Source organism: Cohnella soli, from assembly GCF_042655525.1.
Classification (GTDB): Bacteria; Bacillota; Bacilli; order Paenibacillales; family Paenibacillaceae; genus Cohnella; species Cohnella soli.
This window is the reverse complement of sequence record NZ_JBHSMI010000015.1, coordinates 172,778-192,897: the sequence shown is the minus strand read 5'-3', so window position 1 is coordinate 192,897 and position 20,120 is coordinate 172,778. Positions and strand designations below refer to the sequence as shown.

The window sequence follows — 20,120 nt, the reverse complement described above, 5'->3', positions numbered from 1 at the left end:
TGCATGTGCGTCGAAACTGTTACGACAATTCCGCGGATATCCGCGACATGACCGCCTCGTAAGTTGGCATACCTGCCTGTGCCCCGAGCCCGGTCACGGACAAGGAAGCCGCCGCTGCAGCGAACTCTGCCGACCGCTCGAACGACCATCCGTTCGCCAGGCCGAAACATAACGCTCCGTTAAACGTGTCCCCGGCCCCCGTCGTGTCGGCGACTTCGACGGCCAGAGAAGGAACGGTGCGCAAATGCCCGGCTTCCAGATACGAGGCGCCTATAGCTCCGCGCGTTACGAGTACCCGTTGGCTATTCGTAGTCTCCCATTCCAGCAACGCTGCCTCAAGAAGCTCGTCGGTATCGCAATCGCGGTTGCATAGCGCCCGAAATTCGCTTTCGTTAGGCGTAAGAATATCGGTCAGCCGCAGCAGCGATTCGGGAATGCCGCTCGCAGGTACCGGCGCCGGATTCAGAATGGTTTGAACACCGTTCTCCTTAGCAATCTCGAACGCGCGAGTAACTGCCTGCACTGGCAATTCGAGCTGCGCCAATACGATCGTTCCGCCGGCGATCATCTCTCGGCAACTGTTGACGAGCGCGATATCCCAGCTCGCATTAGCGCCAGGTACGACGGCGATGCAATTGTCGGCGGGGGCGTGATAGATCATCGCGGTTCCGGTCGGCATGGAATCGGTGATGCGAATCGTGGCCGCGGACAATCCCTCTTGGCGTATCCCTTCGACAAGACGCGCACCGAATTCATCGTCCCCGACCGCGCCGACGAGATCGGCATCTGCGCCAAGACGGGCGAGGGCGACCGCTTGATTGGCTCCTTTGCCGCCGGGCAGCAGGCGGCTTCCCCGCGCGGTGACTGTCTCTCCGGCTTGAGGCAATCTGTCCATACTGACGACGATGTCCATGTTCAAACTTCCGAAAACAACGACTTTACGATTAAGCGTCCCCATCGTTACCGCCTCCATACGAGCAGTTCATCCAGAAGGCTCTGCGCCTGCAAGGGATCAAGCTTTGGTTTGATATATGCGTGCTTGCCGGAACGATCTTGTCGCCAGACGTTACCGCCGCGCTCATCGATTTCGACTGTTCCGCCAGCTTCTATATCCCAGTAAGGCTCGCAGCCTCTAACTGCGCAAAGCACGGTAATCAAATCCCAACTGCTCCGGCTCGTCGCCCCCTCCAGAAACAGCGAGTAGGCTTGCCGTACCGGATGGTCGGCGGGAGCCTCCTCGAACAAACGCGCTCCCGTCAATAAGTTCTCCCCGATCTCGAATCCACTGAAGAGGATCGGCGTCGGCCACAGCTCGCATATTTGGCTAGCGGAAGCCGGGTCCATCAGGAAATTCCACTCTTCACCGGAAGGATACGCTCCCCCCATGACGACGAGCCGCTCGACTTTCGCCGCGACAAGCGCCGCTCCGTCAAGCGGACTAAGCTCGTCCGGACCTGATTCCAGCAGCAGACGCAAGTTGCGTAGCGGGCCAATACCTACGATGGTCATGGCACGATCCGACTCCGCAGCGAGCAGTTGACGAAAGAGCGCCGTCGCGTCCGGGACGCCGGAGCCGTCCGCACAGCGATTCGGATAATGCTGTGCGATATATTTGTTGTATTTCTCGTACGATTCACCGACGAGAAATCCCTCGTCCTTCAACGTGCCGACCAGAATATCCGGACGTCCATAGTAAACGTTGATCGCATCGATGCAGCCCGCGCCCCACGGGCTGGATGTGTTGTGCATAACGCCTATGATGTCCGCTTCGCCTCTGTCTGCCAGCGCATGAAGAATCGCCAGGGCGCCTGCATCATCGCAGTCCGGGCCAATGTCGGTGTCAAGGATGATTTTGACTGGCTGCGACGGAGGCAACCAATCCTTGGACATATTCATTTTTATCTTCCTCCTATCAAACGCCATAACAGCTATTTTTGACGCTCCGAACTTACCGCCAATCGGCCGCTTTTCACCGCTTCCTTATATTCGCCGGGCGTCATGCCCGCATGCTTTTTGAAAAACCTGCCGAAATAAGACATATCCTCAAACCCGATCATCCGGCCGACATCCTGTGCCTTCATTTCCTGTGATGCAAGCAATCGTTTAGCTGTGCCGAGCTTCAGTTCGGCAATATAATCAGCAAGCGGATACCCTTTAACTGCATGATAGATTCTCGACAAATAATGAGGACTCAAATGCACGATGTCCGCCAGCCGCGGCAGCGATAAATCCTGATCGAGATTTTCCGCGACATAACGGTCTAATCTATCAACGATTTCTCTCTTCTGGTCAACCCGCTCCGCCTCGATCCGGTCGAACAGCGCGCCGCCCAGGCGCAAATAATAATCTAGCAAATCGCTCCACGTGTCATGAGCATGATACGAAGACAAAGACTCCAGTTGAAAGGTTTGTCCGATCGTCTCCGCTAGCTTACGCTTATTCATAAAACCTAGCAACATCGCCGATACGGAGCTGAACAGTTCAAGCTGAACGGTGTAGTCGACAAACACGTTCTTCTGTCCCCACTCGAAAAGCGCGGACAACGTTCCGTTGAATGCCTCCCGTTCCCTCGTCTCCAGTTGCAGCCGCAGCCTGCCGACAGTATCCGCAATGTAGTCATGCTCGCCGCCTCGCTCATTCTGATCTGCCGTCTCGTCCTCATCCGCGCCGCTTATAATAATTTCTTCATCCAGGCCGATTCCTTGCTGGAGCAGACCGCACATCGCGCGATATTCGCCGGCAAGCGCTCTCCAAGCCACGGCGGGCGACGACAGGACGATCGACAGCGGCAGGCGAAGGAGCTGCCGCACGGATTGCTGTATTTTTTCCAGCATTCCTCGGATGTAAAGATGATGCCGCGCCGCGTCTTCCTCATCTCGCAACGACTGGACGAGCCAAACGAAGCTCTTCCCGTCCTTGACGGAGACGATCCGGCTGAACGACTGCAAATATTCCTCCATAATATTGCAAGCGGCGTACTCCAACAGCAGTCTGTCCTTGAGCCCCAAGTGCGATGGCCAACTGTCGATACGTCCGACGAGCAATACGAGCGGACTATCCGCCCGCAGCGGAATATCGAGCATCGTCAATTGCTCGGACAGTTCACCAAGCGCATCCGCATCTCCAATCAGAAGCTTTCGCATATACGTTTCGACAAGCAGCGGACGGGCGTCCCTGACTTGCTGACGCGTTCTGTCCATGACGGCCTGTTCGCTAATTTCATCCGCGATGCAGTCTATCGCTTTGCGTAGCAGGCCAAGCAGCGTCTCTCTGTCCGACGGCTTCAACAAATAGTCGAACGCACCATGACGTAGAGCAAACTGCAAATATTCGAAATCCGCATGTCCCGACAGAAAAATGACTTTGCAGCGCGGCCAAAGCTCCCTGACATGCAGTGCCAAATCCAGACCGCTCATTCCCGGCATCCGTACGTCAGTGATCAAAATATCGATCCGGCCTTCCTCCGCAATTCGTCTCGCTTCGCGCGGCGTGTAGACAGACTGGACACGCACCTGCTCGAGCTCGTTCAGAATGTTGCATACTCCGCGCACGATAAGCGGCTCATCGTCCACTACCAGTATATGATGCAAGCTGACACTCCCCCTCCTCTCCCGTTCCGACAAGCCCGACTTCCATTCGCAGCGTGACCGCTGTCCCGCCTGTTGCGACCGGATCGATGCTGACGCCGCTCTCGTTGCCGTATAGCAATGCCAGCCTCTTATGAACGTTGGCAATGCCGTGCGTTTCCGTTTCATCGCGCCTGTGCGTCAAGCTTTGCCGAACTTGTGCCAGCCGTTCGGGGTTGATGCCTTTGCCGTTATCCTCCACCGTAACCGTTAGACACTCGCGTTCGCAACATATGCGTACGGAAATTCGTCCGTTCTCCTCCGTATTTTCGTGAGCATGTACGAATGCGTTTTCCAATACCGGCTGAATGATCAACCTCGGCACGCGCCACTCGGATAGATCGCCTTCTACCGTAAACTCGCACGAAATCCGGTTACTGAAACGAATTTCCTGAATAGAACCGTACACTTTGGCATGATTCAGCTCTTGCTCAAGCGGGACCATGTCCGCTTTGTTGTGCGTAATAAATTTGAAATAGTCGCCAAGATGTTTGGACAACGTCCGAATCCCGTTATAATCCTCTTCGTCGGCCATCAAGTACATGATATACAAGCTGTTGTACAAAAAATGCGGATTGATCTGCGATTGCAGCTGCTTCAGCTCCGATTGTTGGCTATAAATCGTTTTTTCGTACACTTCCTGAATCAATTCGTTCAACTTCGAAACCATTCGGTTAAACTGCGTATACAAATAAGCAAACTCGTCATGGTCGCGGCGCTCGATCACAATATCAAGCTTGCCTTGTTCCACCTTGCGGAAGCCGGTAACAAGCTTCTTCAGCGGCTGATGGATCAAGCGGTAGATCAACAATGAAGCGACCAGTACGATGATGATCGAAACCGCAGACAAATACCCATACCAGCGATTAATCGAATATACCGGATTAAGAACAACATTTTCCGGCAAAGCCGTCTTTAGACTCCATTGCAGCATGTCGGATCGTTTGACAAATATGAGATAAGGCGTGCCGTCTATCGCGAGTTCTCCGCTTCCGTCACGCTCCAGCGCCTGAATTTTGCCCCCCGCTTCCCCGATGCCCGAATGCGCGTACAACGTCTCTTGGTTATGATCGTCGGTCAAATAAGTGACGTTGCCTTCATAAGAGCGGAACACGTCCATTTCCCGGCTGATTTTCTCGACCGATAGCTCAATAACGAGCAAATATTGCGAACGTGTCGCGCTTGGATATCCAAGCGGAAGCAATAGTCTTCCATTGTAATGCACCGGGTTGAAAATGCGATTTTCCGCTTTAAGCAGACTCTCGTACTCACCCCTATCCATCGAATCGACGTTAAATCTGGATTTGGCCGACAGCCGTTTGTCCAGATTCGGCATCAAAACGAACACATCCTGAATCAGCTTGCTGGACTCGGCCAGCATGACGATTTTCGCCTGCAAGTCCTTGAACGCTTTCGTTCGCTCGTAATCGGTCAACGTCGCCGCCCTTATGCTCAAATCGTTCAGATCGGCATCATTGATAAACGTCTGCTGCAAAGTCGTGATCCGATCGATCTCGTTTTCCAGCGTAGTGACGACGTAATCTGTTTTTTGCTGCATCGAATTGGCGATTTCCCGCCTGACGACATCCGCACCCTGCTGGTTCATCCAGAGACTGATCGCATAGATCGGAATCAGGATGAGAAGGAACGTGCCTACCAACTTCTTGTAAATTCCCCATCTCGGCTGCTTTTCCCGTGGCATCGTCCACTTCTCCATCCTTCCTCGAATGCTAAGATCGCCCTAGCAAGCTTACACCAATTCAGCGTCTGCTTCCCAATCAACGGAAGAATCGGTCGCCATCGCATTCAGTGTATAGGCCAAGTCGGTTGCCGTAAAGATGGAGACAACGGCATCATAGTTGGCGGAGCCGTCTTGATAGATAACATGGGCTTTGCAATTGGGCTGACGGTATTTTTCGCTGGCAAAATGGACCGCGCCCCGCTGATGGGTTGAGATGAGCTGGTTCAAGTTCCCTCTTTCATAGAACGCTTTACATTTACGCAACTCTTCCAGCTTGTCGGGCCGGTAATTTTCCGTCGGATATTCTCCCTTGTTCAGCTTCCATGGCCCCCAATCGAGCGTAAAAGTTTGATTGACCGGCAGTGAGAGATGCAGCTCCAGTCGGTGATTGCCGCCCCATGTTTTGCCGTCCACACGCGGTACGTCGAACGTAAAAACATACTTCTCGAATGAAGTGCCGATGATAGCTGTTCCGGCTGAAGTATAGGTAGGACTCGAGCCGCCTGAGCCGAATATTTGCGCAAGCACCGGCTGCACGGAGATTAACTTCGAACAGCGCAAATAAAGCGACAATGACACGCGTTCGCCTGACAGCTTCGTCACGTCCTCAATCATGTTGATAATCGTATTGTATGTCGCTCCCGCAGCCGTCTGACTGTTCGCTAACCGCAGGAAATAACTCGGATGACCGGGCACTGCCGTCTGGCCGGGAGCAAACGTTTCCTTCGTCACAGTGCATGCGCCGCCGATGCCGTCGCGGCTAATATAGTAGCGGTCTGCCACTTTGAAGATCCCCGATCCGGAGACCGTATAGCTCGCTCCGTTCCCTCGCTGCCAAATGTCGAACCACGTATTCGTGCCATAGTTGACCGCCCGCTCAGCATCGGAGAGCAGGAGCGTGCTTGGGGTGGACGCGGCGTACATTTTCGGATTCCCCGTACTGCGGATGTCGATGCCGCTCTGCCCTGCGATCGGGTTCAAAAAAAGCAGCGGGTATTTTCCGCCCATATAGACATCAACGGAGATGTCCGCGTTACGGAGCGCGATTTTGTCATTCAGGCAGACAATAAACTTCGTATCGGTAGGCACATAATCATTGGAGACATTATGTAAATTCACATACATGTCCTTGACTTTGAGCCCCGTTACGTAAAACGGAGATACCGCTGTCGTAGGCTGGTCGCCCATTGCGATGACGGCCTCGCAGCCACTGTAGATCGTTTCCACATACGTCGAATTGATTTCCACGTAATTCGTATTGTCCGCGATGTGCACGGCATGTTTAAACCCTTGGAAACCGCCGCCGTGAATGACCGATTTCCAACCGCTCACGTAGACGCCTGTTCCGCCCGCAACCGTTCCGCCGATATTCGCGAAGCAGTCTACGACATTCAAGCGGGAATTGCCGTTGTCGGATAAGCCTGCAGCAGATTTCCCATTCGCTCTTATAAAATTTTTCGCAATATCGTTGGCGCTCTCGTACATGCAGTCCGTTACATAGCAGTTCCAGTTATCCGATTGAAAAAATATCGCGTATCCCGCCGCGCTGCCGAAATTTTTGAACACGCACCGGTCGATGCGGGGATTGACGACGAATGTGTTCACATATATCCCGTGCTGCGCATTCGCTCCTCCCGAAAATATCAAGTCGCGAACGCCGTAAAACTCATGCTTCGTTTGCGGGTTGACCGGATCATTATAGCCGATCCCGTCTTTGCCAAGCTTGACGGCGTGAGCGGTTCCTTCATAGACAAGTCTCGCGCCTCCACTGCCACATAGAATAACCGGCCTGTTGAAATACAAGCCCGAAGAATACCGATAAGTGCCGTTAGGAAAATAGAGCTGCACAGGCGTTCCGTCCGTGTTCGGAATCGCATTGACATAGTCGGCAGCGTCGGTCAAAGCCGCCGTATCGTCAGCGACCCCGTCACCGACGGCGCCGAAATCTTTAACGCTAATGTTCTCGCCCGAAGCGGTCAGTGCGGTCGTCTGCCCGCTCCCCTCTGCATAACCCGTGATCGGGCTGAACGCCCCGGCAGCCACAAATGCGGCCGTTCCGGCTAGCGTATAAGTCAGAAATTGGCGGCGAGAAATGCCATCGATTTTCTGCGATTCGTTGTCGTCCCTTTTTTCCATAACGCACTTACCTCCCAATGGTTACTCGGTCGTGTACGCGGTCATGCCAATAGCTTAAAACAAATGAACGTTGAACTGTCCGTCCCGTTCGTCTACTAAAGCGAATCCGAGAGCCGGCAGCTCGATTGATGTCTGATGATCGCCGAGCTTAAGACGTCCGGCGTTCGAATGCTCCTCCAAATTCATGACAATGACGCTGTTTCTGTCCGGAAGCGAGACGAGCGCCAGGTTCGTCCCCTCCGTTAAGCGCGGGAAACCGGAAGCAATTGCTTCGCAAGCTTCAAGCTCGCTTCTTAGCAGCGCGACTTCCGTTTCCGCCGGCAATGTACCTGCCTCGTGCGACCAAATCTTGACGTTCGCCGGAAGCTTCCCCAGCACATCCTTATTTCGCTCCGCCGCTTTGCTGTCGACAATAACGGTTTTGTAAAGCGGGAAACACGCCTTCCATTCGGCCCCGATATGGTAATCGCCGAAAAACAGCAGCACCTCGCCGGATGTGTCAGGCTCATTGCCACGCACCGGTTTGACCGGCAGCCCGGCGTAATATGGAAGCAGCGGCGGTTCAACCGCTTCGCCATACGCGCCGTGCGTTCCTTTGGCGAGATGCACGGGATAGGCTCGTTCGTAGGGATCGCACCATTCCGCGATTTGCCGAATCGCCGGATATTGTCGGCTCCAGGCGTTCCAATAAGACTCCTCGATCAGCCATGTGCCGCTCATGAAGTAAATGTCCGAGATGCCTGCGGAAACGGCGATTTTTACTTTACAGATCAGATTGTTCTCATTTAAGGATTTGGGTGGGAACACTGTTGTCTCGCTGACCGTGCGCTCGCGGCCAACGAGATTCAGATGATACTGAATGCCAAGCAGCTCGCTTGCCTTTCCTTCCGGACTGCCGAACTCGCCGTCGCTGAAATGCAGCTCGCCGACGCGGAATTCGCATCCCGGAATCGCTTCCTGAATCTCGCGCATATCGATCCCGTGCCGCTCGTCGCCGAGATGCATAACCATAATGCCGAGTTCTACGCCGGGAACGTTCATTTCTTTCATCATATTCGTTACTTTGGAGCAGTTGTAGCCGACCCATTCCTTCATCAACACGGTGTCCGCCTTGTCCTGCAGCGCTTGCACAAGCGACTCCCGCGTCAATGTCCGACCGGAGGCACGCCCGAACTCGCTCACACAAATGTCGCAGAAGCAGCCCTGAATTTCGTCCCCCAGCTCGCCGAGGCGCAAATCGTCATCCATCATGAAGCGTGTGAAGCCCGCATCGCGCAACGCCACAATCGACTCGACATTTTCGCGCACCATGACAGGCTCGATGTCGCCGATATAATATTTAGGCTTGCCCGCGCTGTCTTCGCGATAGCGCCAGTGATCGGGAATTTTTAACCGAATGGCGTCGTCGTCGGGATTCAGGCTGTTGCCGGGATGGCCGACAGGCAATTGAATAATGGCCGCCTCGAAGCCGTGGCTTCTGGCAATCCTTCCGGCCTCTGCGATTGTCTCTAGGCTGCTCCATGTCGAGCCGTAAAAATATCCCCACAACCAAATCGTGTCTACTCGCGCTTCCTTCATCATCGCAATAACCTTTGGTCCTTCTACTTCGTCCACAAGCAAAGCCGGGTCAATATTATAGTTGATTTTCATATTCGAATTAGCTCCCTCTGTGTAATGACCGGCAATCAACCTTTCTCACTGCCGAGCACGATACCTTCTAGTTAAACTAAACACAACTGCAGCGCAACACCGCGACTCTTGTTTTCGCAAGCAAATGCTCACCTCGTTTTCGCCCAGTCGTTCACTTCCTCGGTCATTTTCGCGCCGCCAAGCTCGTTCCAGTCTTTGACGAACTTGTCGAACTCCTCGATGCCGGACTGGCCAAGAATGATCTTGATCGTCATGACCGACTCCATCTTGTTCAGCGTCGCCATTTTCTCCGCCATCGTCGCCGTAGAGCCGCCCATGAACTCGGTGTTCATCAGTTTGTTCTCCTGCAAATAGCGATCGACGATTTCCATGCCCGCCCCATCCATGCCGAACGAGCGGTAGAACCCCCAGGAATTACCGACGACGTCGCCTTTTTCGAACCAATTTTGAATCGCGTCATAGTATAGCCTTTGCTCGAGATCAAGGCCCTCCGGATTTTTGCTCTCTATCGCCGCTTTAACCGCGCGGTGCGCCTTCACGTTCTTCAGCACCGGGAACGCTTTAACTAGCCCGTAAGGCCACGTCTCGATATTTTGCTCCGCGTTGCGCGACAGAGAAGTATCCGGGTGGTTCCAGCTTCTGTCGTTCCAGAAATTTAGCAGCTTCACGACCGCCTCGGGATGTTTGTAGCCTTTCTTGACGACATAGAATGCATTGGCCGATACGCCTACTTGCGCCAACGCCGGCTGATCGTCCGCCGAAGGAATCGGATACGCCTTCCATTCCGCGTTCGGTTCATTTAGCTTGTTGTTCTTGAGATTCCCCAGCGGAGCGTACATCGGTCCGAACATCATGCCGACTTTGCCGGAGGCGATCAGCTCGTCGTATTTCGGACCATCCTTAACGCCGAATTCCTTATCGAAGTAGCCGGCTTTGTACATGTCCGCCAGCTTCTGCAGCGCACTCTTCATTTCCGGTTGTACGCTACCATAGACGATTTTGCCGCTAGCATCCTTTAGCCAAGTTCCGGGATAAGCGTGAAAACCGTTGAAAAAGCCGGGGATTTGCGCCTCCTTCACGAGCGCCAGTCCATACGTGTCCCTTTTCCCGTTCCCGTCGGGATCCTGCTCCGTAAACGCCTTCGCAATGGCGACCATCCCGTCCATCGTCGTCGGCTCAGCCAAATTCAGCTTCTTCATCCAGTCGTCGCGTACCCAAAGCATCGGGACCTCATCCAGATTGCTGTTCGTTAGCGGAAGCGCGTAAAGTTTACCCCCGAATGTGGATGCTTTCATCGCAAGTCCGCCGTCTTCCTGCAGCAAGTTCTTCGTAAAGTCCGTCGCGTATGCGGCGTATATGTCTGTCAAATCTTCGACCATACCGGCTTCTACCAAATTATTTAGCTGCAACGCATTAACAGCCATTACATCCGGGATTTCTCCAGAAGCGATGGCGATATTCGTTTTATTCGTGTAAGCTTCGTCGCCTTCGACAGCCCAACTGTTCTTGACCTGAATCCCAAGAACGTCCCGGTAGGCATCGTACCAGTTGTTGTCGTCGATCGACTTGCCTTCGTCAAACTTCAATCCCGCAATATTCCTGCCGGTTGTCAACACGATCGGCGGGTCGTACTTGGCCATCGGCCCTGCCGCCTGAGTTTCACTCCGCTCTTCGGTCTTCGTGTCGTTCGTCGGCTTCGCCGTTTCCTTGACGACCGAATCCGTCTCATTGTCGCGGCAAGCCCAAAGTGCCAGAAGTATAATCGCCAACATTACGGCTCCTGCTGCTTTCATCGTGTTGTTCGCCATGCAGCTTCTCCCAACGTTATTGGATTTGGAGATGGATGCCTCCCCTTCTGGACCGCAATGCCGAGATGAACGCTCCACTACAATTGTAAAAACAACTGCGTGAGCGGACAATCGGATTCTGTTGACAGCGCTAGGACTTTGTTGTCCAATTCATGCGAGTTCGGCGAAATGGGGAGATCTCACATCTTCCTAGCCCATTATAAAGCGCCGCCATACACTATACACAACTTGGTGACGGCGACGCCTTTCGCGTTAGGATTCGAGAAATCTTTGAAAGATGGCCGCCATTTGGGCACGTAATGCGTTGCTCTTAGGCGTCAGCTTGGTGCCATAACCTTGGATCAACCTTTTGGCGTTGGCCCAGGCCATCGCATCCTTCGCATAGCCAGAAACGGAGCCTGCGTCACCGAACAAAGAGAGATCGGCTTTGGCGGACACGTCATAACCTTTGAAAGAGGCGTAACGGTACAAGATTACTGCCATTTGCTCACGGGTAATCGGGTCTTCGGGGCCAAACTTCCCGTTGCCGTTGCCGCTGACGATTTTGTTGTCGACCGCCCATTTGACAGCATCTTCGTAATACTTACCGGCCGCCACGTCGATGAACGGATTCGTTCCGTTCACATCTGGGGAGCCTTCCAGTCGATACAGCATCGTCACCAGCATCGCCCGCATCGTCGTTGCATTAGGGCTGAAAGTCGTATCAGAAATACCCTTCATCAGCCCTTTTTCATAGACGTATTTCACCGCATCGTAGAACCAGTCGGCTTTGTTCACGTCTTTGAATTGATCTTTCCAGACCGGCGGGGAACCCGGGTCCTCTTTATCCCCTTTGCCGGGGGGCTTCGGGTCGGTGATCCCCCCGCCACCGTTGCCGGATGAGCTGGCGCTTACACTCAACTCTTGCAATGCACTTGCATAGTCGGTCTTTTTGTCGCCGTTGGTTGCTTCGGAATACACATAGAGCTTATCGTTAGCACCCAACGCAACGCCGGACAAGTCAATCGTTGCGCTGCCACTTGCGCTAAGCGGCTTGATAATATTCCCGTAGTACTTCACCGTACCGTCTCGATCGATGACGACTGCCGAAATATATTCGTTGACTCCTACCGTAGCGCCCGTATAACTGATGGTCATCACTTTGCTTACTGCATCATATCCCGTTCTTCCTGCACCAAATGTTCTACCGTTATCCCGAAGGGTCAACTTCCATTCCATCGGCTTAACGGATGACACCGCCTGCAGCGCTGCGGCGCCCACCGTACTGCTCAACTTGCCGCCTTGGGCAGCGGATGAGAAGAGAATCGGAGACAGCGCCAGATTGATAGCGGGACGGGCGCCATCGGCGTAGGATACGCGGGTATAGCGCTGAACGACCGAGACGACTCCGGCGTTGTAAGGCTTGTCCCCATACGGCGAACGCAGCCACCACCAACCGGCGTTGCCGGTCGGATTGGTGATGAATGCAGCTTCGCGTTCATGATCACTGTGGAAATAAGTCGCCGCTTCCTCTCCCGACAGGAAAAACGCTTTTTCCCCTTTCAGCTCGCTTGCCCCATACGCCATATACTGCGCGTCAGTTTTTGTTATGGCCAGCAGAGCGGAGAGCTCGGCAGCCGTAAAATGATTCGATCCGGCAAAGCTTTTGCTCCATGCCTGGGCGTCGCTGTTCTGCCATTCGTTCGGTTGTGCCTGTCCATCGTTGTCGTCGTCATCCCAAACGGCTTCAAATGGCGTGCTTCCCAACAAGTATTTGGAAATGAGGAACGCGCCTTCTGTATTCGTGTTCGTTTTGTCGGCATCTAGCACGAGCCACGGCACCTCGTAGGTGCCGCCACCCTCTGCATACTGGCCCAAGTAGACGATATTACCGTCGGCGATGCTGCCCGTCCCGGCAGCCATCCCCCCGGTTCCCGACGCGGCCGATGCCGCTTCTGGCAGCAACGGCATCATCATACACAAGCCGAGCATTGCGCCCATTATCGTTTTTTTCATCTCGTATTCGCCTCCTTCTTCATCTAGTTGGGAAAGCCGATAGACGGCCATTCAAACGGGTATCTCACCGGACTCTCAACGCCTTCAGGGGCCAGCAAAATATATTTGTAACGCCATGATTGCTCAAAATGCACCGTCAAGGTGTTGCCATTCAGAACCGCGTTATCCCCGTTGATCGCGTCGGTCGCCACACTTCCGGACAAAATCAGCCCATCCGGCAGCGTGAATGTGACATCCCTCGGCTCGTCTGTCTGGTTCAAATTCGCCGTAACGGCCACGACTGCGCCGTCAGGACGTTTGTAGTACGACATCGGCGTCTCTTCATTGGAGCCTGCAATTTGACTGTCTCTGTACAGCGTAAACTGCGCGTTGTTCAAGTCGTAATAATCCATCATTTTCGTACGAAGAAGTCCGTCCATCCGCACTGGAATATTCAGCACCGCAGTTACCGCTGATGCGGAATCGACCTGAGCATAATTCAAGAAATTAACGTTCAGCCCGGTCTGCGTCCCCATCGTCGCCCGCAGCAGCTCCGGCGTAACCTCTCTGCGGAATGTTGCTTCCGACGGATTAGCCTCTGCATTAAGGAATTGCTCACCCTTCCATATGCCGTCGGTAAATCCGGCGGTTGGTGTCCATGTGCCAACAGGTGTGTGCAGATCCATATAAAAGTCTGGACGAATCGCCTTCCCCATCGTACGCAGACGTTTCATGAATTTTCTGTACTCAAAGATCTGATAAGACGGCTGCAACACGCCATCCCGGTCAACATATCCCGCGCCGTGGTGCACGTTCTGATCTACCGGCGGGAGAGCGGTGCTGTCCATATATAAACCGCCAATGTGATCTTCCTCGATCAATTTCTTAATGCTCCACAGCATAAAATTCTGGTACTGCCCCGCATACGAAATATTCGCCCCGATGTGGTTCGTATCCGACCGTACCCAGCCGTTGGGCAGGAAAAACGGCTCCGTCACAATATCATCTTTGTAGTACTGGAATTCCGGCGTATTGTTGCCCAGTTGGAATCCAATGTACGGGATCACTGGGATTCCCTTCTCATTGGCCGCAGTCGCCAGCGCATGGAGAGCGTCCTTTCTCCCTTGCTCTCTCGTCATCGGATAACCCTGGGACTCCGTCCAGTCTTCATGAATTTTGAGCAACTGATAGTGATCGCTCTTTAATCGGTTCAGAAACATAGGCCAGTCACGGTTGCTATTAAAATCGGGGCCGCCTACGTACACTCTTGCAGGGTTGCTCGCATCGGGCAGCAACTCATAGTTCCCTGTCAGCACTCTCCCCGGTTGATTTGCATCTTCGGCTTGGACCCAAGCGATCGAGGCGCCGTTCTTATCTACTGCGGAGAAATCGTTGTAAACAAACCCGCTGCCAAACACAATTTTGGCTTCTTGGAGGGAAGCGTTCATCAGATCGAAATCAAACGGGATTTCTGCTTGTTTCGCAAAATTACCCGTATCATCCGTGATCCATACTTCCAAAGCGGACTCGTTCCATTTAAGCTTCACATATCGCTCCCACCAGATCATCCATGTATTCGTGTATTCGAACTCCTTAATCTCATGGCGAACCCGATTGGTATTAAAGCCTGTTTCCGTCGTCAAAAAGAACTTCGGTGAAGCCAGGCTGTAATACAGGCCAAAGCTGTTTCCGTTCGGGAATTTGATGGCCACGACGGGCGTCGCCATCTCGTTCTGCGGGTCATCCGGGTATCCGCCCGACCAGTTTGCGGTAACTGCATTCCAAGGCGCCGCATTTACCGTCAGTTCGCCATACTCCGGCGTTACATAGTCCTTGGCCGGATAGCTCAATTGACCTTTACTCTGCGAGAAAGTATTCATTCCCCATCCTTCTGCGCCGTAAGCATTGCTACCATAAATGAAAACCTGCTTATTTTCCGCCTGCGGCCGGATCGGGGAAGCTTGAATCGCGAAGGTGAACGTCAGCGGCGTATCCCGGTTAACTTCGATTGCCTTATCAATCACATTCATTTCCAGAACATGGGCTCCGCTTTGCTTTTTCAATGCCAGCACTTTTTTCGCGTCTTGGAACGACCAATTTTGCGTCGACTCAGCGACCCAAGTCAGCCCCACCTGATCGTTACCGACAAAAATATGCGGAGTAAAGCTCCCCGTAGCAGCGTCGGGGAACTTGCCTGAACGCGCCCCGCTCCAGTACGGATAGCTGCCTCTTAACGGAGAATCGGTCGTATCCGCATCAAACAGCGTCGCCGCTTCCGGTTTCATCGGAATTTTCACCTTGAGGTTCTGCAATTGAACCGGAGCGTCAGACTCGGATGACAGTTGCACATCAAAACGGATAAGTCCGTCATATTCCACCGTACTGTTCACACTCAGCTTAACATCGTCCGACACCGACTCGTTCAAATATTGGACTGCGGTATCCGTCTTCTCTACGCCAATGTCATTCGTTTCGTAGAAGTGGAGCTCCTGCGCATCGGCATTGCCCTCAATCTGTATCGGGGCGGCCAACAGTTCTTGACCTTGGCTCGTAATCTGGCTGACAAAAGGAGAATCGCCGAAGGCATACTCCCTGCCCCAGATTTCCACTTTATTGCCAACCGTCTTCACGCCGGTCCATGGAGCAAGCACAACATCCTCCGTACCGAGATCGGAATCCCACCATTCCGGCGTGGCCGGCTTTTCCAGCGTTACCGGAGGTAGTGCATAGGAATCCCCGCTGCCCTTCAGCGTGGCAACAAACTGATAATTCCCTGCCGGCTGCGCTCTCATATCGAATGAAGCTTGGAATACACCGGTGGAATCGACGTTCACTTCTTGATCGGAAATGACCGTTCCTTGCCCGTCTTGCAGTTCAAACAGGCTCGTTTGGGCAATAAATCCTGCATTCACATCATTTTTGTCCAGACGGAGCTCCGCCTTCTGATCGCTCCAATAGGCGCGCACCTTGAGCGGAGGCGGGATGTTAACTGGTATTTTTCTGCTATAGTACACTTTCCCGCTGTTCGCATCGGTTATCGTCACAACGTTATCCCACTTGCCTTGCTGCAACGGGTTGCTCAATACGAAATCATGCGATGCACCGGCAGCTACTGTGGCGGTCATCTCTTGAGCAGCCCCCAGAAGCGCGCCGGTGCTGCTGTTCCTCACCTCTTGAACCGCTTTAATCGTCACATCGCCGCTCGTTGTGTTCGTAAAAGCGGAAACCGTCTGAAATCCGTTCTTCAAATCGCTGGCATAGACGGACTGGCGCACAGCATTATTGTCCTGGTCATTCCGGTACAGCCTGCCAAATGCGGAGGGATCGTGGAATGTTCCGCTGTAATAGGGCGACCATGAGCTTTGGATCATAGCCGGAATCGCCATCGGTCCGGTTCCGCCTTGATCTCCCGCCGATTGAGAGCGGCTAATATTAAACCCGTATTCCGTGGCCGAGAAGCTGCTTATCCCAAATAGAGAGGCAGGAAGCTCCACTTCCAAGTCCCAGTATCCGTTCCCTATCGTCGCTCCCGCGCTCCAATCGTCGTTGTTTCCCCATGCAGCATTTCTTCCCTGGCCTTCGTACTTGGTTCCCCTCGCATTAATAACAAACTGATAATAAGTCTGTTGCGCGACATCCGGCTGGAAGAAAATCTCTACCGAATCTTCGGTATACACCGGTCCGTCGTGTGCCGTCACTTTAGCGCTTGGCTTTTCCTTCTGAACGGAATGAACCGCAACGTACAACTTGTCCTCCGTGAAGAACACTTTAAAGGAAGTCGGCTCGGGAATGGCCTCCGATTGGGTAAACGTTACAAACCCCGCGCTTTGCGCCGCCTCGTCCCATTCTGCATTTTCAATAACGCCGTCAATAACCGGCGTCTTATCCGCAACGTTTGGCACATGGATTGTTGTCATCGGAGGGTCCGCTTGGGCTGCCCGCACCGAAGACGCGTTATTAGTGGAAGTTAGCAGAACCGCAAGCAGCAGTACGCAGGAAATCGATTGACGCATAACTTTCCTCATATTTAAACCCCTTTCCCGTCACCTTTACTGTTTAGAAAGCGTTTGAACTTCCGTTCTATCCCCGCCTTGCACGTTCACCAGGAAGCGCTCGCCCGCTCCCGTCTGTCTTCCGCCGGTGAAAGCAACCCGAAATACGCCTTTGCTATCAGCCGTTGCTCTGCCCAATTCTTGCCCTGCTCTATCACTTACGGACACGCTTGTATAGGGCAGCGCTTTTCCCCGGATTTCTCTTTCTCCCTCGTAGACGGGCTCATAGTCATAGGTCAGACGGTTTTGTCGGAAAGCGTAGTCGCCGATGTGATCCGCCAGTCCTTGCGGCACGGTCAGTTCGGAAATTTGATTGTTGGCGAAGGCGCGATCGCCTAACCCGACCAGGCTGCCGGGCAAATTCAGTTCCGACAACACATTGCCTCTGAAAGCGCAGCTGCCGATCGACTGAAGCCCTTCCGGCCACGTAACTTGAGCAAGCTTGTTCTGCTCGAAGGCGCTGTCGCCGATAGCGACCAGCGTATCAGGCAAATCCAGCGAGGTGAACGGATTATACGCAAATGCCGCCTCGCCGATATGGGTTAAACCTGCGGGCCAATCTATCGAAGACAGCTTGTTGTCGCTGAACATCCCGTGCGGGATTTCCTGCATATCCACCGGCAACTGCGCCTCTTCAATCCGATTGTATTGGAATATCCAGCCGCCATAGGTCGTAATCCCTTCCGGCAACGTTACCGAGGTCAGCTCATTCCCGGAAAAAGCCGATTCTCCGAGCGTTGTGATCCCTTGCTGCAGTGAAAGCGTACTCACTTGATTTAACGCAAACGCCTCGTCGCCGATCTCTGTTAAGCTAGCGGGAAAAGCGAGCGTTTCAATAGAGTTGCTGTAAAAAGCCCTTTTCTCTACGCGCTCAAGAGTGGCCGGAAACGTAACGGACTTAATCTTTTTCTCCTGAAAAGCACCTTCGCCGATCGCTTTCACTGTTATGCCTTGCACCGTTGCCGGTATCGTAATAGCTTTGTAGTCCTCAACTTCATTACCCTCTACCACATACTCCGTAATAACTCCGTCGCTATTGATGCGAAACTGCGACTCCGGCGTTGCCGCTGCTAGCAGTCCGAACGTGGCGTTCACGCCGCCGATCAACAGTGCGGCCGTGAACGCGACAAGCAATCCCCGGTATAAGCGTTTCTTGTTTGTCATCATTGATCTTATTCTCCTTTCTGCTTCCAGCTTCATAGCCAACCTTTGCTAGCCTTTCACACTGCCAAGGACAATCCCTTTGACGAAGTATTTTTGTAGAAACGGGTACACCAACAAAATCGGAACCGAAGCAATAATAATCTGCGCCGACCTTGTCGTACGGTCTGAAATGCTTTGCAGGTTTTTCCAGTCATCTGCCTTCAGGTATTTAAAGTCCGGCATCGTAATGACTGTGCGGAGAAAAGTTTGCAGCGGGTATTTATCCGGCATATTCATATAGATCATGCCGTCAAACCAAGCGTTCCAGTGGCCGACCACTGTGAACAGAATGAGCGTCGCCAGCGCGGCCATCGAGGTGGGCACATAAATTTTCCATAGCGTCTGCCAATGCCCGGCGCCATCCATATAAGCCGCCTCCGATATTTCCTTTGGAAGCTGGCGAAAAAAGTTAAGCAGCAGGATGACATTATAGACTTGAATGGCTCCGGGAAGAACTAGCGCCCAGATGCTATCGAGCAAGTGCAACTGTTTGACAAGCATATAGGTCGGAATTAATCCGCCGCCGAACAGCATCGTAAAAAACATAAACCAGACGTAGAACGTTCTCGGCTTAAACGCGTTGCTTTCCTTAGCCAGCGGATAAGCGGTAACGATCGTAAGCAGCATGTTCAGCGGAAGCGCGATGGCGATTCTCTTCAGCGTCACGCCGAACGATCGCCAAAATTCCTCGCGTTCCATCACAAAAGTAAAAGAGCTCAAAGTAAAATTTTTCGGCCACAACGTAACCGCGCCTTTGACAACTTCTCTGTTATCGCTGAAAGCGATGGCGAATATATGAAGTAACGGGGCCATACACGTGAGCGCAATAATGCCAAGAATGGTCCCGTTGATCACAGGAAAAAGATACGGTTTGTTGGTCCCTCTTCTCATCGTGAAGTTCATTCCCCCTTTCTAGAAAATTCTGTAATCGGCAAATTTATAGGCGGCGTAGTAGGACGTGGTTATCAGGATCAACGAAACGACCGACTTGAACAGTCCGACCGCCGTCGCGGGCCCGAACTTGGCGTCAATGAGACCCATCCGATATACGAAGGTGTCAATAATATCACCGGTTTCATACACTCCGGCATGGTACAGGTTAAAGATCTGATCAAACCCCGCGTTCAGAATATTGCCGATACTGAGAATCGCAAGCATCGCAATAATCATGCTCATTCCTGGCAGCGTAATGGTGATCATCTGCCGGAACCGCCCGGCTCCGTCCATTTTCGCCGATTCGTACAAGCTCGGGTTAATCGATGTTATGGCAGCCAAATACAAAATAGTTGACCATCCGAATTCCTTCCAAACATCCGTAATAATGATCGTAGGCTGGAACCATTTCGGATCGCCGAGGAAGAAGATCGGGTTCATTCCGAATGACTTCAGCAGACTGTTTACGATCCCGGTGGAAGGAGAGAGGATGTCGATTAATATCCCTGCTAGAAGAACCCATGATAAAAAGTGAGGCAAGTAAACAAGCGTCTGTATCGTCCGCTTATACGCAGTATTGCGAATCTCATTGAGAAGAATAGCAAAGGCAATGGGAATGATCAGCCCCAGTATGATCTTGGCAAAGGCGATGATGATCGTATTCCGCAACACGCGGAAAACAAAAGGATTGTCTAAAATAAGTTCAAAATTTTTCAGACCTACCCATTCCTGATGTCCAAGAAGTCCTTTGGCCGGAATGAAGTCCTGAAAAGCAATGACGATACCCGCCATCGGGACATAACTGAATACAATCAGAAGGATCATTGCAGGCAGCAGCATCAGGTGTAGAGAAAGGTTCTTCGACTTTTTCATTACATTCATGTTGATCATCTCCACTAAACAGGGGGGCCGATAAAAGCCCCCCTTTCTTTGCAGCTTTCGTCGTATTCAAGCGTTCTCGTTATTGCGCTAGATTACGCTAGATTGTGCTAGATCG

General features: G+C 52.8%; 12 protein-coding genes. All 12 read right to left on the bottom strand.

The window, feature by feature from the left end; translation table 11 throughout:
- Positions 1-19: 19 nt before the first annotated feature.
- On the bottom strand, positions 20-958 hold the full coding sequence (rbsK, locus tag ACFPOF_RS08790; protein WP_378131653.1) for a ribokinase: 939 nt from the start codon (positions 956-958) through the stop codon (positions 20-22).
- Between the two features lie 2 nt (positions 959-960).
- Positions 961-1,896 (bottom strand): nucleoside hydrolase, encoded by a 936-nt coding sequence (locus ACFPOF_RS08785; RefSeq protein WP_378131652.1) that lies wholly within the window; start codon positions 1,894-1,896, stop codon positions 961-963.
- Between the two features lie 32 nt (positions 1,897-1,928).
- On the bottom strand, positions 1,929-3,590 hold the full coding sequence (locus ACFPOF_RS08780; RefSeq protein ID WP_378131651.1) for a response regulator transcription factor: 1,662 nt from the start codon (positions 3,588-3,590) through the stop codon (positions 1,929-1,931).
- The gene (locus ACFPOF_RS08775) at positions 3,562-5,328 is read right to left on the bottom strand and encodes a sensor histidine kinase (protein ID WP_378131649.1); all 1,767 of its coding nucleotides are present in this window, start codon (positions 5,326-5,328) and stop codon (positions 3,562-3,564) included. Before ACFPOF_RS08775 ends, ACFPOF_RS08780 begins: the two co-directional genes overlap by 29 nt.
- A 48-nt stretch (positions 5,329-5,376) precedes the next feature.
- The gene (locus tag ACFPOF_RS08770; protein WP_378131647.1) at positions 5,377-7,503 is read right to left on the bottom strand and encodes a glycosyl hydrolase family 28-related protein; all 2,127 of its coding nucleotides are present in this window, start codon (positions 7,501-7,503) and stop codon (positions 5,377-5,379) included.
- A 54-nt stretch (positions 7,504-7,557) separates the two neighbouring features.
- Entirely contained in the window at positions 7,558-9,153 is a 1,596-nt protein-coding gene (locus ACFPOF_RS08765) for a hypothetical protein (RefSeq protein ID WP_378131645.1), read from the bottom strand.
- A gap of 128 nt (positions 9,154-9,281) precedes the next feature.
- Entirely contained in the window at positions 9,282-10,961 is a 1,680-nt protein-coding gene (locus ACFPOF_RS08760; RefSeq protein ID WP_378131643.1) for an extracellular solute-binding protein, read from the bottom strand.
- Positions 10,962-11,213: 252 nt separating this feature from the next.
- Complete coding sequence (locus ACFPOF_RS08755) at positions 11,214-12,956, bottom strand: S-layer homology domain-containing protein (RefSeq protein WP_378131641.1); 1,743 nt, start codon at positions 12,954-12,956, stop codon at positions 11,214-11,216.
- A 23-nt stretch (positions 12,957-12,979) separates the two neighbouring features.
- Complete coding sequence (locus ACFPOF_RS08750) at positions 12,980-16,960, bottom strand: carbohydrate-binding family 9-like protein (RefSeq protein WP_378131639.1); 3,981 nt, start codon at positions 16,958-16,960, stop codon at positions 12,980-12,982.
- A gap of 24 nt (positions 16,961-16,984) precedes the next feature.
- Complete coding sequence (locus tag ACFPOF_RS08745) at positions 16,985-18,154, bottom strand: leucine-rich repeat domain-containing protein (RefSeq protein ID WP_378131637.1); 1,170 nt, start codon at positions 18,152-18,154, stop codon at positions 16,985-16,987.
- A 45-nt stretch (positions 18,155-18,199) separates the two neighbouring features.
- The gene (locus ACFPOF_RS08740; RefSeq protein ID WP_378131635.1) at positions 18,200-19,081 is read right to left on the bottom strand and encodes a carbohydrate ABC transporter permease; all 882 of its coding nucleotides are present in this window, start codon (positions 19,079-19,081) and stop codon (positions 18,200-18,202) included.
- Positions 19,082-19,102: 21 nt separating this feature from the next.
- Entirely contained in the window at positions 19,103-20,005 is a 903-nt protein-coding gene (locus ACFPOF_RS08735) for an ABC transporter permease (protein WP_378131633.1), read from the bottom strand.
- Positions 20,006-20,120: the final 115 nt, after the last annotated feature.

Excerpts from the sequence above, each read along its gene's own strand:
- ACFPOF_RS08745 (WP_378131637.1), bottom strand. The coding sequence starts at position 18,154 with ATGATGACAAACAAGAAACGCTTATACCGGGGATTGCTTGTCGCGTTC.
- rbsK (WP_378131653.1), bottom strand. The coding sequence starts at position 958 with ATGGGGACGCTTAATCGTAAAGTCGTTGTTTTCGGAAGTTTGAACATG.
- ACFPOF_RS08770 (WP_378131647.1), bottom strand. The coding sequence starts at position 7,503 with ATGGAAAAAAGGGACGACAACGAATCGCAGAAAATCGATGGCATTTCT.
- ACFPOF_RS08760 (WP_378131643.1), bottom strand. The coding sequence starts at position 10,961 with ATGGCGAACAACACGATGAAAGCAGCAGGAGCCGTAATGTTGGCGATT.
- ACFPOF_RS08775 (WP_378131649.1), bottom strand. The coding sequence starts at position 5,328 with ATGCCACGGGAAAAGCAGCCGAGATGGGGAATTTACAAGAAGTTGGTA.
- ACFPOF_RS08740 (WP_378131635.1), bottom strand. The coding sequence starts at position 19,081 with ATGAGAAGAGGGACCAACAAACCGTATCTTTTTCCTGTGATCAACGGG.
- ACFPOF_RS08750 (WP_378131639.1), bottom strand. The coding sequence starts at position 16,960 with ATGAGGAAAGTTATGCGTCAATCGATTTCCTGCGTACTGCTGCTTGCG.
- ACFPOF_RS08765 (WP_378131645.1), bottom strand. The coding sequence starts at position 9,153 with ATGAAAATCAACTATAATATTGACCCGGCTTTGCTTGTGGACGAAGTA.
- ACFPOF_RS08785 (WP_378131652.1), bottom strand. The coding sequence starts at position 1,896 with ATGAATATGTCCAAGGATTGGTTGCCTCCGTCGCAGCCAGTCAAAATC.
- ACFPOF_RS08735 (WP_378131633.1), bottom strand. The coding sequence starts at position 20,005 with ATGAATGTAATGAAAAAGTCGAAGAACCTTTCTCTACACCTGATGCTG.
- ACFPOF_RS08755 (WP_378131641.1), bottom strand. The coding sequence starts at position 12,956 with ATGAAAAAAACGATAATGGGCGCAATGCTCGGCTTGTGTATGATGATG.